Origin of the sequence: Bradyrhizobium sp., from assembly GCF_049512235.1 — a bacterium.
In the GTDB taxonomy this organism is placed as follows: domain Bacteria; phylum Pseudomonadota; class Alphaproteobacteria; order Rhizobiales; family Xanthobacteraceae; genus Bradyrhizobium.
In genome coordinates, this window is sequence record NZ_JBEKXH010000591.1 from 1 (window position 1) to 3,598 (window position 3,598).

The 3,598-nt window shown below is 59.8% G+C and carries 2 protein-coding genes; both read right to left on the minus strand.

The window, feature by feature from the left end; genetic code table 11:
• Positions 1–338: 338 nt before the first annotated feature.
• Positions 339–722: a Cif family virulence factor gene (locus tag ABSG20_RS32310; protein WP_423868507.1), complete on the minus strand. Its 384-nt coding sequence runs from the start codon at positions 720–722 to the stop codon at positions 339–341.
• Between the two features lie 181 nt (positions 723–903).
• A partial coding sequence (locus tag ABSG20_RS32315) for an ATP-binding protein (protein WP_423868508.1) occupies positions 904–3,598 on the minus strand: 2,695 nt, incomplete at its 5' end.

Here is a 3,598-nt window from a genome sequence, read left to right on the forward strand (position 1 = left end):
CCCCCGAAAAAACGTGCCTGCCGCACCCACAGCCACCATGCCCACGAAGGTGCGCCGATTCATTGAATGCACTTCCCAAAGATCGTCCGGACTATTCATGGAAGTTCTCCTTTGCGTAGAGTGATTGCCTCTAAGTTGTTGCCTCTGATCAGTCCGATTGCCTGGAAAACCCTCGCGCAATTGCGCGACGCGGGCGAGTTTAACGTTGTAAGATTTTGTTTATCGTGCTGCTGAGAGCACGCGTCGTGGTCGACCCATCGGATCCATGAGGAACTCCATTTGTGTGAGGTCCGCTGATCACATTGATTGAAATGGCCGCAGAGATCGGCAGTCGAAGCTTAGATATCGAATCGATTGCGAAGAATGATTAGCTGAACGATTAATTCGCTCTGGGGGGTGAAATAGAAGGCGAGCACCAGCGGATCAGGCAGGCCGCGCTTGTCATAGTTGCCATCGACATTGGCCGTCGCGATGTAGTTCCCATAGTGGTTGATCACCTTGGTTACGTTCATCGTCAGACTCTCGCCGATGATATCGTGCTTCGCCCACTCTCTGATGGCCGGCTTTCCCCAGTAGTCCCGCAACTGATCATTGACGAGAGCGTCCTCGGCGAAAGTGGCCAGCAGTCGCTCGAGATCGAAACTGTTGGTTGCTTCAACGTAGGCGGCCACCAGCGGTGGGAGGACCACGGGAGCGTTTGGCGGAAAGAAGGATTCCATCATGGTGTCGGGTTCGAAAGATGCTGGGTAATTTGCACGCGACGAGCATGCCCGATGGGCGACGGCTTGGCCCGTTTGATTACGTTAGAAAATGTTAGACGGGTGCGGGGATTCCGGTTCCGCCGGGTCTCCAGGCGGAAAGAATGTTGCGGTGGTCGTTGGCTTGGCGTGAAGCGGCTAAAGGCTATCGCAAGTCCTCGAGCAGCGCGCGCGCCAGCTTGAGATCCGCGGTGTCGAAGCCTTCCGTGAAGCGGTCGTAGACGAGGGCGAGCGTATGCCGGGCTTGGTCGCGCTGCCCGTCTTCGGAGAGCATGCGTGCCAAGACCATCGTCGACCTCAGCTCCCAGGCGAGCGCAGATTGCGCGCGTGCGACGGCGAGTGCTTCGGTCAGGCAGTTCATCGCTGATTTACGGTCATGTTGTGCCGCGAGAACCTGCGACTTAATCCGGAGCAGTTCAGACAAGTCAAATTCCACTCTACTATTTGCCGCGCGTGCAATGGCTCCATTGATCGTGAACAGCGCCTCCTCGAATCGTCCGGTCTTGCGCAAGCCTTCCGCCGACGCGCCGATGAAGCCGGGGATTAGGAGATTGTACTGTTGAGCGTGCAGGCTCTCCAACGCCCTGCGTAGCAAATCGAGACCGGCCTCCGGCTCATCGAGGCTGATGGCAAGTTCGCCCTTGAGAGCGATGCCGAGAGCCCGATACGGTTCAAGGGAGTATCGTCCGGCATATGCGATCAGCTGCCCGATGAGGTCGCCGGCTCTTGGCAAATCACCGGTCCACAGTAACAACATTGAGGCATAAAACAGCGAAGTGCAGATCAGAACGGGGTGATCTCGGCTCGCCGCATCATCGATGACCTTTCGCGTGATTCCAAGCGCCTGATCGGAGAACCCACGCAGCCACAAGATGCGGAAGAGAACGACGAGCGCGCGGATGCGCTGATCAAAACCGAAGAAGTTGAACGTACCAAGCTCGACCGCGAGTGCCAAGCCGCGCTCACAATGGAGTTGTGCCGCGGCTTGGTTGCCCAGAAAGTGGTGGGCATTGCCCTCCCAACACTTTGCCCAGACGGCGCCGGCAGGGTACTTGGCAGTCTGCGCGATGACGGTGCCCTGTTCCGCGACCGCCAGGGCGCCGCGGATGTCGCCAATCCGCGTGAAAAAGATGGACTGACCGAAGAGAAGGCGCAGTTGGCGCCCGCGGTCCTGGCAAGCTTCTGCAAGCGCAAGCCCACGCTCGATTGCGACGCGAACCTGATCGGTGTGCCCCCTTGTGAGCATCCACAACAGCGCCAGGGCTTCCTGAAGAATCATCTCTTGTCTGGTGTCGCGGCTGGCGCCGTCGAGAGTGGCCAGCGCCCGTTCACACCACCCCCTGCACTCCTCGAACAGCGACAGTCCGATGAACAGTGGCGCCGCCCAGGTGGCGAGTTCGATGCCGACCGGGGCATCGCCATGGTCCGACAGCGCCCATCCGAGCGCCGCCCGCACATTGCCGATATGCGGAGCGTATCCCGAAAAATAATGTTCGCCGAACAACGACTGAATGATCTCGTCGTGTTCGAGAAATTTGGAATAAAAGATCGCATGGCGCCGGGCGATGCGAGCCGCTTCGCGACGCGATGCGAGTTTGGCAGCAGCGTAGGCGCGCGTGGTGTCGAGCAGGCGGTAATATGTCGTTTCGTTGATGACCGCCGTGGATATCAGGGATTTTGCGACCAGGCTCGCGACCGTGTCGATAACGTCCGACTCGTCTACCTCCGTCTCCGACGCAATAAAGCCGGCGGCCTGAAGCGTGAAGCCCCCGACAAAGACTGACAGCCGGCACAGGACCAGCTTCTCGCGATCCGAAAGCAGGCTGTAACTCCAGTCGAGCATCGCGTTCAGCGTCTCGTGCCGCGGCAGCGCGGTGCGGCGGCCCTGCCAGAGCAAGCCGAAGCGGTTGTCGAGCAATTCCGCGGTTCCAAAAATCCCAAGGGAGCCGACGCGACTGGCAGCGAGCTCGATTGCTAGCGCGATCCCGTCAAGCCGGCGGCAGCTCCGGGCCACTATCGGCGCATCGATATCGCGCAGCTCGGCGCCATAGCCGCTCGCCGCGGCCCGCTCCATGAAAAGCTGGGCGGCGGGATACTTGAGCACCTCCATAGCAGTCGCGACATCCTCGGGGGGACAATCAAGTGAGTACAATATGTGGACATGTTCACCTTCCACCCGGAGCGCTTCGCGGCTGGTCGCCAGGACGTGCGCCTGCGGTGTCTCGCTGACGACGCGTTCGGCCAGCGCTGCCGCAACGCCGATCACATGCTCGCAATTGTCGAGCACGAGCAGGATCTTCCTGTCGCCAATAAAGGCCAGCAGACCAACGACCGGGTCCTGGGTTTGCACCATCAACCCCAGTACCGACGCGATCGCTGACGGCACGAGTTTGGCATCGGTCAGAGCAGCCAGATCGATGAAGAACACCGCGCCTTGGTATCCGTCAACCAGCGCATGAGCGACGGAGATCGCTACAGTGGTTTTGCCGACACCGCCGGGACCGACGATACTGACGAAGCGCCACTCCTTAAGTTGCTGCGTCAACGCTCTAACGGTGTCATCGCGGCCGACCATTCGCGTTGGTCGCGGCGGCAGTTTTTGAACTCGCTCTGAGGTAGCGATCCCGCTGACCGGAACCAGTTGCTCGGCGCTCGAGCGTGTAACTGGCGCAACAAAACAGTAGCCCCTACCGGCAATATTGGATATGTAGCGAGCACCGTCTCGTCCGTCGCCAAGTGCCTTCCGAAGGGCAGCCATTTGAAAGCGGAGGTTGGCTTCCTCCACCGTCACATCCGGCCACGCCGTCGAGATAAGTTCCCTGTGAGTGACGACTTCCCCG